19 protein-coding genes and 1 pseudogene are annotated in these 19,118 nt (G+C 45.5%); 6 read left to right on the top strand and 14 right to left on the bottom strand.

Annotation, left to right across the window (positions count from 1 at the left end):
• Positions 1-60 precede the first annotated feature (60 nt).
• The 3 genes and pseudogenes from CUN85_RS00980 to CUN85_RS00970 all read left to right on the top strand — a co-directional run.
• A pseudogene (locus CUN85_RS00980) lies at positions 61-156 on the top strand (peroxiredoxin); the annotation flags it as partial.
• 429 nt (positions 157-585) lie between these two features.
• Positions 586-2,811: a DNA topoisomerase I gene (locus tag CUN85_RS00975; protein ID WP_135388071.1), complete on the top strand. Its 2,226-nt coding sequence runs from the start codon at positions 586-588 to the stop codon at positions 2,809-2,811.
• Between the two features lie 20 nt (positions 2,812-2,831).
• Entirely contained in the window at positions 2,832-4,070 is a 1,239-nt protein-coding gene (locus CUN85_RS00970; protein WP_205804317.1) for an MBL fold metallo-hydrolase, read from the top strand.
• 3 nt (positions 4,071-4,073) lie between these two features.
• Here CUN85_RS00970 and CUN85_RS00965 read toward each other — a convergent pair whose 3' ends face one another.
• The 7 genes from CUN85_RS00965 to larB form a co-directional block, all read right to left on the bottom strand.
• Positions 4,074-4,745 carry a tetratricopeptide repeat protein gene (locus tag CUN85_RS00965; RefSeq protein ID WP_167848744.1) on the bottom strand — a complete coding sequence of 224 codons (672 nt, stop codon included), beginning with the start codon at positions 4,743-4,745 and terminating at the stop codon, positions 4,074-4,076.
• A 206-nt stretch (positions 4,746-4,951) separates the two neighbouring features.
• Positions 4,952-5,482, bottom strand: coding sequence for a hypothetical protein (locus tag CUN85_RS00960; RefSeq protein ID WP_135388067.1), 531 nt, complete (start codon positions 5,480-5,482; stop codon positions 4,952-4,954).
• A 20-nt stretch (positions 5,483-5,502) separates the two neighbouring features.
• On the bottom strand, positions 5,503-6,117 hold the full coding sequence (mobA, locus tag CUN85_RS00955; RefSeq protein WP_167848743.1) for a molybdenum cofactor guanylyltransferase: 615 nt from the start codon (positions 6,115-6,117) through the stop codon (positions 5,503-5,505).
• 31 nt (positions 6,118-6,148) lie between these two features.
• Complete coding sequence (locus CUN85_RS00950) at positions 6,149-8,122, bottom strand: DUF460 domain-containing protein (RefSeq protein ID WP_135388063.1); 1,974 nt, start codon at positions 8,120-8,122, stop codon at positions 6,149-6,151.
• Between the two features lie 33 nt (positions 8,123-8,155).
• A complete protein-coding gene (locus tag CUN85_RS00945; RefSeq protein WP_135388061.1) occupies positions 8,156-9,052 on the bottom strand; it encodes a serine/threonine-protein kinase RIO2 in 897 nt (298 codons plus the stop codon).
• Positions 9,053-9,140: 88 nt separating this feature from the next.
• The gene (larC, locus tag CUN85_RS00940; protein ID WP_135388059.1) at positions 9,141-10,325 is read right to left on the bottom strand and encodes a nickel pincer cofactor biosynthesis protein LarC; all 1,185 of its coding nucleotides are present in this window, start codon (positions 10,323-10,325) and stop codon (positions 9,141-9,143) included.
• A gap of 80 nt (positions 10,326-10,405) precedes the next feature.
• Positions 10,406-11,182 carry a nickel pincer cofactor biosynthesis protein LarB gene (gene larB, locus CUN85_RS00935; protein WP_135388057.1) on the bottom strand — a complete coding sequence of 259 codons (777 nt, stop codon included), beginning with the start codon at positions 11,180-11,182 and terminating at the stop codon, positions 10,406-10,408.
• A gap of 196 nt (positions 11,183-11,378) precedes the next feature.
• On the opposite strand from larB, the gene CUN85_RS00930 reads away from it, so the two are divergent.
• Positions 11,379-11,558 carry a hypothetical protein gene (locus CUN85_RS00930; RefSeq protein WP_135388055.1) on the top strand — a complete coding sequence of 60 codons (180 nt, stop codon included), beginning with the start codon at positions 11,379-11,381 and terminating at the stop codon, positions 11,556-11,558.
• 3 nt (positions 11,559-11,561) lie between these two features.
• On the opposite strand, the gene CUN85_RS00925 is transcribed toward CUN85_RS00930, so the two are convergent.
• Genes CUN85_RS00925 through CUN85_RS00915 form a run of 3 tightly spaced genes read right to left on the bottom strand, consistent with a single transcriptional unit; the run spans position 11,562 to position 13,196 of the window.
• Complete coding sequence (locus CUN85_RS00925; protein ID WP_135388053.1) at positions 11,562-11,981, bottom strand: DUF2111 domain-containing protein; 420 nt, start codon at positions 11,979-11,981, stop codon at positions 11,562-11,564.
• Between the two features lie 44 nt (positions 11,982-12,025).
• Complete coding sequence (gene trxB / locus CUN85_RS00920; protein ID WP_135388051.1) at positions 12,026-12,931, bottom strand: thioredoxin-disulfide reductase; 906 nt, start codon at positions 12,929-12,931, stop codon at positions 12,026-12,028.
• A gap of 13 nt (positions 12,932-12,944) precedes the next feature.
• The gene (locus tag CUN85_RS00915) at positions 12,945-13,196 is read right to left on the bottom strand and encodes a glutaredoxin family protein (protein WP_328591206.1); all 252 of its coding nucleotides are present in this window, start codon (positions 13,194-13,196) and stop codon (positions 12,945-12,947) included.
• Positions 13,197-13,359: 163 nt separating this feature from the next.
• Here CUN85_RS00915 and CUN85_RS00910 point away from each other — a divergent pair, with 163 nt between their 5' ends.
• Positions 13,360-14,055 carry an AIM24 family protein gene (locus tag CUN85_RS00910; protein ID WP_135388047.1) on the top strand — a complete coding sequence of 232 codons (696 nt, stop codon included), beginning with the start codon at positions 13,360-13,362 and terminating at the stop codon, positions 14,053-14,055.
• A gap of 62 nt (positions 14,056-14,117) precedes the next feature.
• Here CUN85_RS00910 and CUN85_RS00905 read toward each other — a convergent pair whose 3' ends face one another.
• The 4 genes from CUN85_RS00905 to hsp20 form a co-directional block, all read right to left on the bottom strand.
• Positions 14,118-14,831 carry a UPF0280 family protein gene (locus tag CUN85_RS00905; RefSeq protein WP_135388045.1) on the bottom strand — a complete coding sequence of 238 codons (714 nt, stop codon included), beginning with the start codon at positions 14,829-14,831 and terminating at the stop codon, positions 14,118-14,120.
• A gap of 58 nt (positions 14,832-14,889) precedes the next feature.
• Complete coding sequence (locus tag CUN85_RS00900) at positions 14,890-15,282, bottom strand: 4Fe-4S binding protein (RefSeq protein ID WP_135388043.1); 393 nt, start codon at positions 15,280-15,282, stop codon at positions 14,890-14,892.
• A 1-nt stretch (position 15,283) separates the two neighbouring features.
• Positions 15,284-16,786, bottom strand: a complete 1,503-nt coding sequence (locus CUN85_RS00895; RefSeq protein WP_135388041.1) for a homocysteine biosynthesis protein — start codon at positions 16,784-16,786, stop codon at positions 15,284-15,286.
• Positions 16,787-17,010: 224 nt separating this feature from the next.
• Positions 17,011-17,541 (bottom strand): archaeal heat shock protein Hsp20, encoded by a 531-nt coding sequence (gene hsp20, locus CUN85_RS00890; protein ID WP_135388039.1) that lies wholly within the window; start codon positions 17,539-17,541, stop codon positions 17,011-17,013.
• A 219-nt stretch (positions 17,542-17,760) separates the two neighbouring features.
• Between hsp20 and CUN85_RS00885 the strand changes: the two genes are divergently transcribed.
• Positions 17,761-19,077: an MFS transporter gene (locus CUN85_RS00885; protein ID WP_135388037.1), complete on the top strand. Its 1,317-nt coding sequence runs from the start codon at positions 17,761-17,763 to the stop codon at positions 19,075-19,077.
• The last annotated feature ends 41 nt before the right edge of the window (positions 19,078-19,118 follow it).

The following is a 19,118-nucleotide window of genomic DNA, read 5'->3' as shown; positions in this document are numbered from 1 at the left end:
TTATTTATTGCAGATGTCACTGCTAATTAAGTTTCCCCTGTTAATCATCAGATCACCGATGCAGATAATGTTGCTACCCCTGCAAAATGGCAACCCGGAGAAGATGTCAACATTCCACCACCAAGGTCATGCTGAACTTCAAAGGAAAGGGTCTAGTCAGAAGAAGACAGCAAGTACTGTCTTGACTGGTTCATGTGCTTCAGGAAACAATCATAATCAGCCTATGTGAAAGGCAATCTTCGGGAAATCTCTGAAGAGATCGGGTTTGCACATAAAAAAAATCGTACAGATTGATTAATCCACACATTCCTGACTTTAGACTGTTTCAGGGAATGTATACCTTTTTCATTTACATCCACCTTTTCCATAATAGCCGAATCATCCCGGGGACCTCAAATTCAAAAGCAGATAGTCGGAGATTCGTGGCCTACGGTCGATCCGGCCAGTTAACTTTGATTGCGATAGATATATTTATCAGAATGTTTTTAAAATAGAACGATAAAAAGCCGTTTTATGTAATAAATTTTATTATGTTTCCGGCCGGAAATTTCTATCATTGATTTCATGAGGGACTTTGGAGATAATATGCATCTCATCATAGCAGAAAAACACATTGCAGCAAAGAGGATAGCAAACATTCTTGCACCCAATAAGCTGAAACAGGTACGTGTTAGCGGTGTTGATACCTACGAGTTCGGCTCGGAGGAAGATAAGAAGATATTCATTGGACTTAGCGGCCATATCGTGAAGCTGGATTTTCCGAAAGCCTATAACAACTGGCAAAAAGTAGAAGCAAAGGAACTCATAGACGCAGATATAATCACCGCATCCACCCAGGTAAAGATTGTATCCGCGCTTAAGAAACTGGGAAAACAGGCCACAGAAGTAACCATAGCCACTGACTATGACAGGGAAGGGGAACTGATAGGTGTCGAAGCTCTTAAAATACTGGAAGAGGTCAATCCGGATTTAAAGTTCGATCGTGTACATTACAGTGCCATCACACCCAAGGAGATAGAGGAAGCATTCTCAAAGCCCTCTAAGATAGATTTCAACCTGGCAGATGCGGGACACTCAAGGCAGGTCATCGACCTTATGTGGGGTGCTTCCCTGACACGTTATATTTCCCTTGCTGCCGGACGTCTTGGAAATATGTTCCTTTCTGTCGGAAGGGTGCAATCCCCGACACTTGCCCTGATAGTTGAAAGGGAAAAAGAGAGGGATATATTCGTACCCAAGCCTTACTGGGAACTTTCTGTAAATCTTAAGACGTCAACAGATGAACTATTCCAGGTCGAACACAAGACAAGCCGTTTCTGGAACAAGGAAGAGGTAGACGAAGTACTTCAGAAGATAGGCGATAAAGCTATTGTTTCAAGTATTGCCACATCCACCAAGACCGACAAGCCACCTACACCATTCAATACTACAGAATTCATCGGCGCGGCAAGTTCTATCGGATTCACGGCTGCAAATGCCATGAGGATCGCAGAATCACTCTATATGAACGGTTTCATATCATATCCCAGGACTGACAACACGGTCTACCCCGAAAGTATAGACATGAGGGCACAGATAGAAATATTCAGTAAAGGGCCTTTCAAGGAATATGCTAAAAAACTTCTTGAACAGAAAGAACTCAAACCCACAAGAGGTAAAAAGGAGACAACTGATCACCCACCTATCTATCCAGCATCCCTTGCAAAGAAGTCCGAGCTCAACGAACAGGAATGGAAAGTCTACGAGCTTGTTGTCAGACGTTTTTTTGCAACCTTTGCCGAACCTGCACAGTGGGAGACGATCAGAGCAAGGTTCGATATCAATTCAGAAGAATTCAAAGCAAATGGTGCAAGGCTGATAGTTCCGGGATGGAGATGGTACTACCATTATAATTCCCCGGAAGACAGATTGTTACCTAAACTTCAGGAAGGGGATGAGCTTAAAGTCCTGGACAAAAAAGTAGAGGACAAGGAAACACAGCCTCCCGGACGATACGGCCAGGGCAGGCTTATCCGCATCATGGAGGAGCTGGGACTCGGTACAAAGGCAACACGCCACGAGATAATAAGCAAGTTGTACTCCAGGGCATATATCCACGGAAACCCGCTTCATCCTACCAAGACTGCTTATGCTGTGGTGGAGGCACTGGAGAAGTTCGCGCCCACCATATCAAAACATGATATGACAAGCAAGCTGGAGGCGGATATGGACAGGATAGCCGAAGGCGAGATCCCGGAGGAAGAAGTCCTGAGTGAATCGCGCGAAATGCTGTTCTCTATCTTCAAGGAGCTTGATGAGAATAAAGACAGTGTCAGCGAAGTACTTCGCGCAGGCTTAAGGGAAGATAAGATAATTGGCAAATGTCCGGACTGCGGCTCTAACCTGATGGTGATGCGTTCGAGAAAAGGTTCCAGATTCATCGGATGCGAAGGGTACCCGGACTGCAATTTCGCATTGCCACTGCCAAGAGGTGGCAAGGTCATCGTTACGGATAAGATATGCGAGGACCATGATCTCTACCATATAACCATCATCAATTCCGGGAAAAGGCCATGGAACCTCGGATGTCCTCACTGCAATTTCGATGAGTGGCAAAAATCCCAGGAAGAAGAGAAAAAGAATAACAATGGCAAGATCAAACCAAAAAAGATAACAGACATATCAGGAATTGGCAAAGTAACTGCAGAGAAACTTGAGGATGCAGGTGTATCCGGGGTCAATGACCTTGTCGAAATGGATGCCTTTGAACTGGCGAAGACCACGAACATCCCCGTTAAAAAGATCAGAAACTGGCAGGATGCCATTGCCTGATGAACAAAAAGGTGATCTAGCTGAACTTAAAATTTAAAGGAGCTTGCAGGGAAGTAGGTCGTTCGGCAGTTCTTGTCGATGACAGGATCATGCTGGACTACGGATTAAAACCGGGCGAGAATACCCTGTACCCACTCAATGGTTCAAGGCCGGAGGCTGTACTTGTATCACATGCACATCTTGACCATGCCGGTGCCGTTCCCAATCTGATGGACATTGCGCCCGAGGTGTTCATGACACCCCCGACATTCGAACTTGCAAGTATGCTTGCAAAAGATACCCTGAAGATAGCAGATAAAAAGAGACAGGATGCCGCATTTGACACTACGGACCTGTCCCGGTTCATGGAAAAGACAAAAAGGCTCGATCCGGGGATTGAATTCCATACACATGGATACAAGGCACAATTCTTTGACGCTGGCCATATACCCGGGGCTACTTCCATATATCTTGAAGGGAAGGATTCAAAGAGCCTGTTCTATACAGGCGACATAAATACCCTGGACACCAGATTGGTATCCGGTGCCGCGGATTTCCCTGATGCGGACACCCTTATTATCGAGAGCACCTACTTCGGAGAGGAACACCTTCCGCGAAAAGAGATCGAAAAGGCGTTCATCGACTCACTCAGAGACACCCTTGACATGGGAGGCAACGTTATTATTCCGGCCTTTGCGATTGGAAGGACACAGGAGATACTCATGCTCCTTGATGCACACGGCATCAGGGCGTATGTTGACGGAATGGGCGTGGCTGCCTATAAGCTCATGATGAAGTACCCGCACTATCTGCGGAATCCTGCTCACCTCAAAAGAGCTTTCGGCCACGCCACCATGGTAGCAGGCATCAAGAGGAACAGAGTACCCCTTGAATCTTCGGTGATAGTCACAACAGCCGGGATGCTGAACGGAGGACCGGTTATGTACTACCTGAAAAAGCTCTTCAAGGACCCGAAATCCAAGATCCTTATCACAGGCTATCAGGTAGAGGGAACTAACGGAAGAATGGCCCTGGATAATGGGGTCATAGAGAATGACGGTGTCATCCAGCAACTGGGAATCAAGGTGGAGCAGTATGATTTCTCAGCTCATTGCGGGGACCGGGAACTAAAAGCCATCGTATCCGAGTTTTGCAACAGGGGCACCGAACATGTCTTTACCATGCACGGAGAGGACACGGAATGTTTTGCCGAATGGATAAGAGCAGAGACTGGTGTCGATGCGCATGCACCTGAACTTGGAGAAGAGTTCACAGTCTGATGATCAGGCACGTATCAGCCTGTTGTTTTTCTTTTTGACCTCTTCCATGGCAATCCTGAGATGTTCTATTGCTTCGGTGTTTTCGGGATCGATATTGAGCACCTTTGAAAAACATTCGGCAGCATCCTCATAGAGCCCTATTCCGAAATAGACAAGTCCTTTTTTGTTCCATACAATAGCGAATTTACTGTCAAGTTCGATTTCCTTGTGAACTTTGCTATAACATTCTATGGCCTCGTTGTGCCTGCCCATATACTCAAGAACATCACCCATATTGATCCATGCATTATCATTACGGGAATCGATTGTAAGAATCCTGTTGTAGCATTTGATAGCTTCTTCGAACCTTCCGAGCTGGAAAAGAGTAACACCTGTATTGTACCAGACATCAATATCATTCTTGTTGAGATCCAGTGATATCTCGAAACATTCCAGCGATTCACGATACATTCCCATAAATGTATACGCAATGCCTTTGTTATTCCATATGAGCGCAATGGCCTCATCGCTCCAGAGTTCCGGATTCCTGGTCTCACATTCAAGTATAAGATCGAAGTATTCTATTTTCTCTTCCGGGTACTCAGCTTCAAAAGCCAGTTTGAACCACTCTTCAGGGGTATCGTATTCCATCCCGCCAACCAACTCCGAGATTACGACAACAGAATGACGGACCATGTTTGATTCCGGAATATGCCATTGCCATTTCAAGATCCTTCTGTGCATATGTCCCAAATAGCAGACATCCTCATTCAGCAACCACCGAACAGATTACAACTATGATCTTATAATAATTCAAGCATTAGTTTGATACAATGAAATATATTTAATTTGATATAAACTTTAGGATTTCAGGCTGACAGTAAAAAGCATAGATCAGTCATTTATTCAGCCTTGCCGGAGGGCTTTCTGATATCATCTATATGAATGACTTTGTTTGCATCAATACCAACAAGACACATGCCTTTTTTGTCCATCGCCCATACATCATATTTACCTTTGATGTCATCAGGGATCCTTTCAGAGGGAAGGTTTCCCACATCCAGATCGCATGAGGACAGACAGGGATAAGCATCCGGGTTAAGCTCCATGATACTGACAATTCTTTTCAGATCCGCCAGAAGAACGTTCATATCCTCTTTATCCCAGTTACTGACCCTTGAATATATAGTGGATAAAAGGTTTTTAGAAACATCCTTATTTGCAAGGATCTTATTAGACAGGCATATAGATGCATTGTCATATTTTATTTCATTGTCGGGCCCCCTGAAACAGAAAATACCCTCATCGACCATACTCTCAAGATCCAGCGGTCCTTCTGGCTCATATATTGCTTTGCTAACAGTAGAAACATCAATATCATATGTATCTGCTATCCTTTTGATGGCTTTCTCTATTACAATAGTGCTATCCATAATGTTTTACCTCCATAGGATCACCCGGACCGGTCCGTTTCGAGCATATCCAGATCATGAGGAGTATTTATATTAGTGAATGTCATGAGTCCTTTATCTATCTTCGATATTTCCTCACTCCCCAGGAACAATACATCATCCAGTCCGGATACAGGGGACATTACAGACCTGATGCCCTTACTGAGAGAAAACTCTATTGCATCGAACATGGCCCTTTTCCGGTACACTGCATGCAGGGGTTCTTTTTGCCCGGAGGGATTTACAGGAATTACGGCATCATGACCATCGGAGATATCGAACAGTAATTCGACTACTTCCCGGTTAAGATAAGGCATATCACACGCAACAACAAAGACATACGCACCTGATGCTTTTTTGAATCCTTCCAGCATACCTGCAAGAGGACCGGCATTCCTGAGCTTATCAATCACTATTTCCCTTCCACGGACATACTCCTCAAAGAACCGGAACTGTTCTTCGTCCCTGAACGAGACTATAACCTCGTCACTGACCGAATCCAGTATCTGCAAGGTATTCTCTATGAAAGTTCCATCTTTTAAAGGAAGTAGCGCTTTTTCATACCCGTTGAGTCTTGTCCCAAGACCTCCGGTCAGCAGAAGTGAAGATCTCATCATAAGCAAAAGCCTCCGGACACTGGCCGCATGTTCATACAAGACCCCTTCTGCGCTCGCTTCTGTACTCATCAAGCATTGACTTGAACTGCTCATGCTCTTTTTCTTTACGACGCTGCCGGGCTTCCTCCTCCCATTCGAAGACAGCCCTGTCCAAAGCATCCGGCCCGACGGTAGCAAAATCATCTACTCTCTGCAGTTTCAGACCCTTAAGTACGGGAATACCGGAATCGTAGAACTGTTCAAGAGCTGCATAGGGCATATCTTCCGATATTATAACGGCTCTGACACCAGACTCCACAAGTATGGATGCTGTTATCGGTCCACCGCCACTTGGGTCCTCAAGATAGACAAGGTCACCTTTTTTCAGACCATATGTATCTTTAGTGTGCTGTATTGCCTCTTTTGCAAAGGAGCTGATGATCTTCACAGGCAGGCCTTCACCTTTCATCTCCTTTTTATGTATCTGCTTGATACGCCTGGTTTGCATACGCTGTTTTTTGAGTGATTTGCTAACTTTACGGATCTCTTTTCTGAGCCTCTCTATCTCCCTGTCCCTGATACCTATTTCCTTATCTTTACGGACTTTCAGATAGTCGGCGCCCCTTATTTTTTTTATACGCATCTCCAGTGACTCGATGGTGCGTTCCTTCTGGCCAGATTCATATTTGAGTTCGGCCACATAGTCCTTGAGCTGTTTTATCTGAGAATTTTTCTGGCTTACCTCTTCCCTGAGTTTCCGGACAAGCTCATTTACATTTGCCCCTTCCTCTTTTTCGGGTTCTGATCTGACCTCTTTCCGGACTATAGGCGAAGGCGTTATTTTTTCGATGGCTTCCTCGATCGAGGCGCCACGGATCACGTGGAACTTTACTTTATCCACATCAAGATGCTTAGGAGCCCTCTTTTCAATCCTGGAAAAAACATTCTTGTAGTTCTTATATGTTGTAAGCGCGGCTGCAAGGGCATCCCGCTCATGGTCGTTGGAATAGCCGAACGGGCGTGCCAGAGCGATCTTTTCCTCGGCACGGATCTCCCCTCCGGGAGTACCAACAACCGCACTGAAGCTGCGACGTACCTTTTCCACAGCAGAAGGAATAGGAAAAACATCTGTTGCGATAACTGCGGGTTTACCGTACTCTGCTATCAGCTTAACAACTTCATCATGTGATATACCACGAATACTCTGCAGGAAAAGCAACTCCCCTTCAAAAGAAAGTATGGCGATACCAACTGTTGTTCCCGGGTCTATGCCGACGATTGTATATTTGCGCCCTTTGGTTTTCAGGGGCAGATATTTTATCTTGTCCCTTTCGACACTTTTCACTGTCACCTGAACATCAGCACTAGAAGAAGGCTTAACAGGCACCCGATCCCTTCTTGCGTTGACTGTGTATTCTGCCCTGACATAACCCCCGAAACCTTCTGTGACCTTGGAAGTGTAATCAAAACCAGTACTCAGGGAAAATTTACGCAGTATGCTTTCTATCTCCCTGCTTCTTTCCTTTACGGCGCCATGCACTTTTCTTCGATAGCGGTTCTGACTCCAGCCTCCCCTGCCAAGAGAGCGTGCTCTGCTGACCTTTATCTTTGTCAGGTCCTCAAATAATGAGACTTCACAACCCACACCAAGACTTGCCAGTACAGCACATGCCTCAGCCTCCTCATTCGGGTTGAACTGGTTGAATGTAAAGTGGTGTTCCCGGGCAAGCCGGGTCAGGGGCCTCTGGTGGATACCCCCGGTAACCTGGACCAGTTTAGTACTTTCGGGAAGCTGATCAAGAAAGTGAATGAGATCCCTCTTATCTGCCGCCAGTTCATAGATATTGTCCACAGCAATATAGACCGGACGGTCCTTCTGTACCATGCGCAGTATCTTGTGCCGGCGAAGCATGGAATAATGGGTGACTTCACCTTCTTCCAGAACAGCCACGGCATATCGTGGTGCTTCCTGGGCCCTTGAGGAGCCCTTTGCGATGTCGATTCCGTAAATAACCCCATTTTGCATATAATTGTAAATTATGTCAGTGATGCAATATAGTTATGCCTCTTCAGATGCTTTTATCACAGCCAGGACATCTTCAGGTTCCCTGATAAGATTATATTTACGCTTGAAATGTTTCAGAAGGTTCCCGACATCCCTCTCAAGCAGCTCATCGGCATGGGGATGACCTGTATCGACATACTGCGGCCAGTCAATTATCTGTATGCCTCCCTCATGTACGAATATGTTATACTCGCTCAGATCGGAGTGAATGACACCTTTTTGGTATATTTTCTTCATCTGATCGATTATGCAATCCAGAAACCATGCAGGATCTTCAAGTTTTGTCCTGTACAAAAGGTTTCCCTTTGCAATTTCCATGACAAGTGCATGCCTGTTGTTGTCTATAAGTCTGGGTACTGAGACATCAGGATACATTTTGTTCATAGCCTCAGCCTCTCTTTTAGCAGAAAGCCTGGCTGCATATATCCATGAGAAGTGCTCCTTGTCCTCAAGGTGAGAACGCACACGTTTCACAGCTTTGAAACTGGTCCTGCCTTCCCTGTGAAACTTTATTACAACTCCCTGCGGCTCACCTATACCAAGTTCAGGCTCTTTCACAGCCTCAAGCACAACTGACTCCTTGCCAACACCGACCTCATCGCCAATGGCACTTATGGTACCTCTTTTGACAAATGTGTTAAGTGCGAGCGCATCGTATGCATCATAGTATATCTGGTAGCCTTCATAAGGTATGTTGGTTACCACTACAAGATTCTTCTTCTTGAGCGCCCTTATCCTGTACACCAGTGTGGAATATGACAGACGGGTGATCTTCAGCAATTCCTCTACGGGCACCCACTCATAGTGCTTCATACCGATCTCGATACTCTGGATTATGCGAAGATCCTTACTATCAAGTTCTCTGAATATCTTAATGACGTCGGCTATCATTTGCTGTGTAATAGTTGGGATTGTTTAGATGGTTTGTGGTATGGACCTGAAGAATATGGCTTTTGGAAGAACAGAAGATATAGCTGGTTTACAGGAATCTGCCCCATGCCTCTTCCTCAACTCTTCTTATGACTTCCTTCAGCGGTAATTTTATTTTTTCGGCAACCCTGCGGCAGTCCTCATACTCTGCTGACATATGCAGTATCTCGCCGTTCTTATCCTGTGCTATCTTGACCGAGACCTCGAAATGCTGTGAGCCGAGGTTGATACTGACACGGTCCATCCTGCGGTCTGCAACATAGCGGTGCCTTGTGGGAATTACACGTATGCCAAGTGTGCCCGTTTCCTTCATGAGCTCCCTTGCCACGCGGTCGCTGTTCTCGGGTTTTGTAATGACCTTGATTATGTGGCCGGACCTTCCTTTTTTCATGGTTGCGGGTGTAATCGTTACATCTCTTGCACCCACGGACAACAGTTTTTCAAAAAGACTGCCCAGTATCTCCCCGGTCACGTCGTCCACATTGGTTTCCAGTATCTCTATAGTATCCCTGGAAATCGTATCCTGCATTTCCATTATCATCGAGCGTAACACATTCGGATCCGCAGTATCTGCATCTCCTGCACCATAACCAACTGAGCTGACCGTTCCGCGAGGAAGGTTATCCAGGGGTTTTGCAAAATATGCAAGTATGGCGGCACCTGTGGGAGTCAACATCTCCATGCAGCCATGACCATAGAATACCAGATCGCTCTGACGGAGTATCTCGAGAGTTGCAGGTGCCGGCACTGCCATCACACCATGAGCAGACTCGATCTTCCCGCCACCAACGTTAACAGGTGTGCAGAAGACCGCATCCGCTCCAAGCTCATGAATAGCAAAACAGGAGCCTATGACATCCGCTAGTGCATCTTTCTGTCCGACCTCGTGGAAATGTAGCTCTTCAAGAGATAATCCATGTACCCTTGACTCAGCTTCTGCCAGGATGGCAAAGACACCAAGAGCGCTCTGTTCCACAGCAGCAGGCAGCCCTGCGCTTTTTATCACATCGGTAAGTTCGCAATAGTGCCTGGAATGAGTCTCGTGAGGAACATCGATCCGGACATTGACAGCTTCAATACCACGTTTGTCGACCTTGTCAACAGACACTGATACGTCAACGGCAGATTCAATCACATCGCGCACTTTTTCACTGTCAACACCAAGACCTATCAGGCTTGCAAGTATCATATCGCCGGCGGCACCTGAGAACGGTTCGAATATAAGGGACCTCATAATCTCACATCTGCTGAATTGATATGTTCGTATCCTGAAATATAGTATTATTTTGCATTACCAAGAATCCACACCAGCAACTACTGATTATTCCTTGCCCTTGCAACTGTGTTTGCTATCCTTGCAGCGAAGGAACCAGCCACAAAGCCCCCGTCAATGTTCACAACCGAAAGGACAGAACATGACTGTAGCATGGAAAGCAGGGCAGCCTCACCCCTGGCACCTGCACCATAACCGGTTGAAACCGGCAGGCCTATGACAGGCACATCCATAAGGCTGGAAACCACAGTCGGAAGAGTACCCTCCCTGCCGGCAGCAACTACTATGGAATCTGGTTTATTTTCCTGCAGTTTCAACATTTCCCCCACAAGCCGGTGGAAACCCGCAACACCCACATCATAAATGGCAATGGTCTCGCATCCCATCTCATGGGCCACCATCCGGGCTTCCTCAGCAACGTCTATATCAGCGGTCCCGGCTGTGATGATAGCAACAATACCCCCGGTTATGGGAGCTGGCGTGCCGTCGTGGACTACAGCCAAAGTCCTGTGCAGGCCCCATTCAAGATCATCCGGGCTGAAAGAAGACTCAAGTGCCATCCTATGATCTTTTCCAAGACGGGTGATCAGCACGCGGCCGGTTGCAGCAACCTGGGCTTTTGCGATCTCCACAACATCCTTCGGGTCCTTCCCTTCTGCAAGTATTGCCTCCATGATACCTGTTCGGTGTTTTCGGAATATATCAATCTTGGCAATATCGGACACCGGAACATAACCCATGCACCTGATCTGCGCTTCTGCGGCCTCAAGGTCCATCTCGTTGTTCTTTATCTTGTTGAGTATGCTCTTAAGTTCCATCTTTAACTCCGGTATTTAATAGATTCATAGGAATGAATATTATTTAGTTGATTTGATATATCAGCTGCAATTATACATTAATATGACAGCAAACACATATATTAACACTATTAAAAGTAAAGAGCTCAATAGAAAACTATAATATGAATAAAACTCTGTTCCCATTATGGAAGGACCACTTGAAAAAATATATAGCTTGCCAGCCGTACTACTGATGGTAATTGGTATTTCACTGAGCGCCTTTTTATTTTACAGCATGATGAGATCTGCAGAAAATGGCAATGTGGTTATGGTAATATTGCTCGCTGTCGCTATTTCGATTGTTGCGTTCGTAGTCACACAGGCCATGAAATTCCACAGGTATAAAGACCTCTGAAGGTCATTGCATCCTTTTTCTGGATTCTTCAACCTCATCGATGATTCCAGGATATTCCCGGAACATTGAAAGGATATCAAGGGCTGCAACCAGGTCTACCACGCCAATAGCTCCGATGGCCTCACCTTCGACGGTTCTTATGGGAGCAACTACCACGGATTTTCCCTTGTACACGCCTTCCACAGGAACTGTCCTTACCACTGTATTGGTCCTGATAACCTCTTCGAGTACAGGTCCCGTATAATCTCTGTCAACGATAACTCCCCTTTCCATACGTATCCCTTTATAGTTCATACTACGGATAGTAATAGGGATACCTAAAAGACTGTGTATGGCAACTGCTATCGGAGCGACATCGTCGGCGGTGGAATCCACACATATTTTCAGACAATCTGCCCCATTGTTCTCATTCTTGCATTCCATCTTCCATCATTCCATATTTTAAAACGGGATATCTTTTTTGATATTCATTCAAGGCCCATGATATACTTGTAAGCAGAAACTGTTGCAACCGCACCATCCGAAACAGCAGTAACGACCTGCCACAGGACAGTTTCACGGCAATCACCGGCTGCATATATGCCCCGGGCAGAAGTTTCCATTAAATCAGAGGTCTTTATGAAACCGACTTTATCCTTATCGACATCAACTATCCCTGTCCTGGGAGTGATTCCTACATAGATGAATACGCCGTCAATACTCATTTCGGTTGTTTCCTTCGTCTTCACATTCTTCAGACGGACCTTCTCTACAAGCTCTTCACCGAGGATCTCCTCGACAGTAGTGTCCCAGATAAACTCGATGTTCTCTTTCTCAGCAGCCCTTTCCTTTAGCAGGTTGCAGGACCGGAGTTCTTCCCTCCTGTGAACAATATAGACCTTACTGACAATACCGGAAAGTATCAGGGCTTCAGTGATAGCCGAATCGCCTCCGCCCACCACAATGACCTCCTGGCCGGCAAAGAACGGGCCGTCACATGTTGCACAATAGGAAACACCCCTTGCCAGGAATTTACTTTCTCCGGGAACTCCGAGACGCCTTGGCTCTGCACCTGTTGCTATGATCACGGCCCGGGCCTCGATCTCCTCATCAAAGGTGGAGATAATTTTCCTGTCCCCACCATCTTCTACCTTTTTGACTTCTGCAGCTTTGGTTTTTACACCAGCAGCAGTAGCATGGGCCTTGAATTGCTGCATGAGCTCACCCCCTGAGATGGAGGCAAATCCCGGATAGTTCTCAATAACACTCGTCAGTGAGATCTGTCCCTGCACTATAGACTTTTCAAGCACCAGTACATCCATGCCATACCGGACAGCATATATACCTGCTGACAGCCCCGCAGGCCCTCCTCCCACGATGATCAGATCATACATGATACCGACACACTCAGGTTACTACATTGCTTGCCTTATCTCTGTCAGGCACACCTACAAACGCGATCTTATCATCAATGATGGTCGTTGGGATGGACCTGATCTTGAACTTCTGGGCAAGCTCTTTCCCCTCAGGAGTATCCAGCTCGACTTCATTATAATCAAAATCATATTTATCTTTGAGATCCCTCCAGAGGCTTTTTGCTGCCGGACAGAAATGGCACCATTCCGAATGTACCAGAGTTACTTTTACCAATTTTACCACTCCTTTACATTTCTTGATCTAATTCAGTAATGATATATCTCGTCCCAGATTATATAAATTTGTAGGCCCGTAAAGTATAATATTAATACTAGCTACAATATAAAAATATGATGAGCAATATGCAAGGAACAATATGAGATTCAAGGATAGGAGATAATTTGCCATGCCACGATATACAATAGAAGAATTCATAGAGAACACCTCACAGAAAGACCTGGGGCAGGGAAAGTTCGAACTGGAACGCGAAAGGATGCTTGAAGTCAACCTCGACGGTAAAGTATGGACCAAGAGAGGCACTATGGTAGCATACCTTGGAAATGTCAGGTTCACACGTGAGGGAGTACTTGAGCACGGACTTGGGAAATTTGTAAAGGAAGCGTTTACAGGAGAAGGTCTGTCCCTCACAAAAGCGGAGGGTACAGGTAAAGTATATCTAGCAGACAGCGGAAAAAAGATATCCATTATCAACCTTGACAATGATTCCATATATGTGAACGGTAATGATCTGCTCGCTTTTGAAGAAAGCATCAACTGGGACATCAAACTAATGAGAAAGATGGCGGGTGTGATGTCAGGAGGACTTTTCAACATCAAGCTTGAAGGAAAAGGTATGATTGCCATAACCACACACTACGACCCCCTAACTCTAAAAGTGACCGGGAACACACCTGTATATACCGACCCCAATGCAACAGTTGCATGGTCGGGCAACCTCAAACCGGACATCAAGACGGATATATCCCTGAAAACATTCATGGGAAGATCAAGTGGTGAGAGCATACAGATGGCCTTCAAAGGCGAAGGTTTCGTAGTCATCCAGCCCTACGAGGAAATCGCTTTTGTTACAAACACTTCCTGAAGATACCTTAATTTCGAACTTTTTTTAAAAGCAAGCACTCTTTTCTTTTTATTGTTTCTTTTTCAGGCCTTAGTGATATAGTCATACCTGACATCAGCCTTTGTAAGTTCAGGGATGTTGCCCCAGAAACCAATGAACCCACCCTGTATCACAATAGCTCCTTCTATCCCGGCTATATTTCGCACGGTATCAAATGCTTCTTCCACAGACTCTTTCCCGACACCTGTTGAGTTTCCCAGGGCCGTTGCGGCAGAATCCGCCAGGGAGACATCATCTGAGAAAACAACCGCTGCATCAGCCATACCAAAACTGATCGAAGGCCCCACCGTGCCTGAAGATGTGCATATACCTTTAATGGCGTCCCCCGGCTCCAGAGTGAAACCAAGGTTTTTCAAAGGTGATTCACCTGCATAGATGCCAATGACAACCGGCCGGTCGTTGATAATAGCGATATCACCTCCATTATCCACCACAGCAAATGATGCCCCTGATCTCACCATCGATTCCGCCGCAAGAGAGGATATCGTACCGGCAACAGCACTCATCGGACCTATATCCATTGTATTTCCGGCTTTCATCATCCTCCTGACGACTTCAGGAGCATCGCCCTTAAGATCATAAGGCTCCAGGCTCGTCTTAAAGAAAGGATCTGCAGATATGTATCTCTCGAGCTCATTGCGATGATAGATTATAGCCTCTTTGGCAGCTTCGATGTAAGACCGTTCATCCGCCTGGATAGTGACAATGGTCTCCTTTAAGCGATAATTCTCTTTCATATTAAATAAAGAAAAAGGTGGGCCTTAAAGCCATATTTTATCGGTCTGCGGATGTATTTCATTTATTGTTGATCAGAGCGAGAGCATTATGCGGGCACATTTCAACACAGGTACCACACTGTATGCATTTGCTCTTGTCCACAAGAAGACTGTAATCTTCATCCAGTGAGAAGACCTTTGTCGGACATACAGATATACAGGCACTGCACTCGACACACTCATCCTCATTCCATTCAATGGGAGTGTCAAGTCTCCTGACAACAGCACCCTTTGATACCAGCGCGGACCTTATCCTTTCGAAAACCTCTTCCGGGACATCTGCAACAACCTCCCCGTGAGAACGATCGAAATGTGCCTGTGACACGTTAAGGAGGACACCGGTCTCAAGGATAGCTTCGGCAAGGATGGGCTTTGTGACAATCTCAGGTAATATATTGATCTTTATTTTCATATCAGCGCCTCCTGGCGAACAGTTTACTGATGTCATCACTCGTGATGATACCGATTACGTTATCTTCGTTATTAAGAACAGGTAACGCAGATACACCTTGCAGGTCAAGACGCCTGGCGACCACATCCACGCGCTCATCGGCCTTTGCGGTTATTACCTTCCTTGTCATCATGTCTTCTACAAGGTCGAACTTATCCTGGGAAACAGCCTTTGAGATATCCCATGCTGTTACAATGCCCACCAGTGAATTATCCCTGCTTACCACAGGAAGATGATTGAATGCGGTCTCCATTATGATCTTTGCAGCCTTGTAGACACTTGCATCCTTGTCAATTGTCACAACACTTGTTGACATTATCTCGGACACAAAGGAAACCCCTTCAGTCTCTTTCATTGGCCTTGCTGAAGTATCAACGGGCAGATTCTCCACCGGCATTGTCACAAAGAAATCACCCTTTGCGATCCAGTCTTTCAGTTCGCCTGCTATTTTCCTGGCTTTCTTGAAACTTGAAAGTGACGATGCAGCTACCTCTTTCCCATTGAGTTCAATACAGCCGGACTTCAGTTCTGCATATGTTACCTTACGCAGGACAGGGCGGTCCCTGCTCGGGACACTATAATCAAGTATATTGGTAGTGATATCAGCATCTGTCACGGCGGCAGCCTTCGCGATATGCTCATCAAGTACAGGGATAGGGATACCCATTCCGACATATAGTGAAGTACCATAACCTGTAAAATTGGCAGCCCTGATGTAATCAGCGCTCATTTTCTTCATATCACCCTGTACCATGAGAGTTCCGAACTTACCGGCAGATGCATGCTGGGTACCCTGTCCCACAATATAGCCCTGTGATCCTCCCAGGAAAATACGACTTCCAGTACCGATTGTCCGGTAATCAGGATCGTTTGAAAGCGGAGAGAGTACACCTGCACCTGAATATGTCACATTCCCGAACCTCGGGAGCAAGGAACCCATATAGGTGTGGATGGTCTGTTTTGTGCCATTGGTTGCTGCGTTATATGTCTGGTATGCATTCCTTGGATTGACCATTATTGCCTGGTTCACATCATCAAGAGTAAGTGTAGTATCCAGTACCTTGCGCGGATAGCAGTCTGTCCCGTGGGAGGTTGCATGCAGATCCACTGACTTCCCTCTTATGAGATCTTCCATAACATGTGCTCCGCCGTATTCCATTCCAAGGGATTCGGAAAGCTGAGTTGCCCCCAGAAATGCATCGACAGCAGCTACGCCGGTATAAGCCTCAACATCATTCATCCAGACTTTCTGCATTTTGATAGGTGGATCGGAGTGACCGAAATTGAACCAGACACCGGATGAACACATGGCACCAAAGGTACCTGTTGTCACTACATCGACATCCCTGGCAGCACCCTCCGGGCCAAGTTCTGCAACAATGTCCACCATTTCCTCAGCGGTGACAACATTGACACTGCCATCCTTTATTTTAGCGTTGATCTCGTGAATTGTTTTTTTTACCATGCACTATACCTCAGATACCATGAAAATGAATAATTTGGATTACTATAAATTACTTGTGGTTATTTAGACATGAATGCAAGCTAAGTTAAAATGCATATCAACTACCATTTTCATATTCTTGATAAGCTACCTGCATTGATAATGGAAACAATGTTCTGCAGTCACCCGGAACATCAAATCAGAATAAATAGAAATAGGAGATATGACAGGCAGGCATAGTACCGTCAATCTATCTGTACAAGGCGTTTGTTACCAAAGTCCTTTATTGTCAGGATGACCTCCAGAACACCGTTCCGGTAATTTGCCTTTGCGGTATCCGGGTCAACTGTGACAGGGAGTTCGATATTCTCACAGTATTTCTGTTCCTCATTGGAAGCCCTGAGTTCCATTGAAGATTCTGTAGCGCTCACTTCAATATCACTTTTATCGATACCGGGAAGTTCTGCAATAACATGTATCATGTCATCGATCTCAAAAATATCTATAAGCGGGCTTCTTTGCTCTATCCGTACCTGCTGCCTTTCTGAGTCTACATCATCCTCGTAATCAGGTATATTGCCGAATTCTCTTATCTCAGGCTCTTCCCCGGGGCGTTTCGATATAGCGAAAGCATAAAAGAACGGTTGTTTAGAGATGTTATCCAGATCTATACCAAACTTTTCCATCATATGTTCGATGATCTCTTCAATATCTCTAAAGTCCTCATCATCCGGAAACTTATCAAAAAAACTTCGCCTTCTTCTTTTGTCAGACATTGAAACACCACATAGCTTTAGGAATGAGTCAACAATAGTTAAAGTATTCACAACTATTTTTCTCTTTTTGTGTCGTGTAATCAGAACTTGTAGAATCGGGCATCCCATATAAAATAACTCGTTGAAAAATAATGTCCCATGTTTTTTCTGTACTATGAGGACGATATCCTGCCCTGCTAATCGAAATGATTATAATGCATAGGGCCAGAGTTTATTATAATGGCAAAGAGTCCCGTTACCCCGAAGGAAAACGGAAAGGAGCTCTTCCCACTGTACACCGTCACGTTCATCGGAACTCTGGGTTTTGGAATCATACTAACTTTTCTTGTATTCCTGGTAACAGAATATGGAGGAAATGCGCTTGTCTATGGTATACTCGCCTCGACCTATCCTGCCTTTCAGCTGATTGGAGCTCCCATACTTGGAAAATGGTCCGATATCCATGGCAGGAAGAAGATATTGCTTTTGAGTCAGATAGGAACGCTTATTGCATGGATCATCTTCCTTGCAGCCCTGTTCATGCCTGTTACCGAACTGATAGATGTGGATTCTGACATCCTGGGAGTTTTTGCAATCACTCTGCCACTGGTAGCGATATTCTTTGCCAGAGCACTTGACGGCCTCACCGGAGGCAATGTTTCGGTGGCTAATGCATACCTTGCCGACCTGACATCCGAAAAAGAGCGCAACAAGAATTATGGCAGAATGTCTGTTGCGTCCAATCTGGGTTATGTGGTCGGACCGGCTCTTGCGGGCATTCTGGGTGCAACCGTCTACGGCGAGATCCTGCCGGTATCCGCAGCCCTGGCAATTTCAATAGTCGGTACATTGATAATCATATTCTTCCTCCCGGAAACGTCTAACTGCACCATGGAAGAGTACCCTGATAAAGAAAACATCAGGAAGATACTCGGACAGGAACAAAAGGAATGCTACCAGGTCGAAAATGAGAAGAAAGTAAAATTGCAAGATGTCTTCAAACTAAAATATATCCCTTTCATGCTGATGCTATACTTCCTGATATTCCTGGGTTTTAACATATACTATACGGCCTTCCCCGTATTTGCCGTGAATGCCTTAGGGTGGAGTCCGGCTGCCCTGGGCATATACTTTTCGGGAATCAGCGCCATGATGGCATTTGTACAGGGTCCCGTACTTGAAAAACTCACAGACAGATATATGGAATCGGCACTGATAGTTGTTGGCGGATTTATACTTGGAATGCAGTTCATTCTTATAATCCCGGGTAACATCTACCTAATATACCTGGCAGCTGCCTTTTTTGCTTTTGGGAACGGTATTATGTGGCCATGCATCCTTTCGGTCCTCTCCAAATTCGCAGGAAGTACATATCAGGGATCAGTCCAGGGTTTTGCCATGAGTACCAGCAGTTTCGCCAGTATCCTGGGGCTGCTTGTGGGGGGCTTGCTCTATACTCAGATAAAAACAATCTCCTTTCTGATAGCCGCCATCATAATATTCACTGCGGTCATCCTTTCATTAAGGCTTATCAGTATAGAGAAACAGAAAACATGAAAATTAATATATAGAATCCAGAGAGAGTTCTTACGACCATT

It is taken from the genome of Methanolobus halotolerans (assembly GCF_004745425.1).
Classification (GTDB): Archaea; Halobacteriota; Methanosarcinia; order Methanosarcinales; family Methanosarcinaceae; genus Methanolobus; species Methanolobus halotolerans.
Note: the sequence above shows the minus strand (reverse complement) of the source record. Positions and strands in the feature narration are given on the sequence as shown.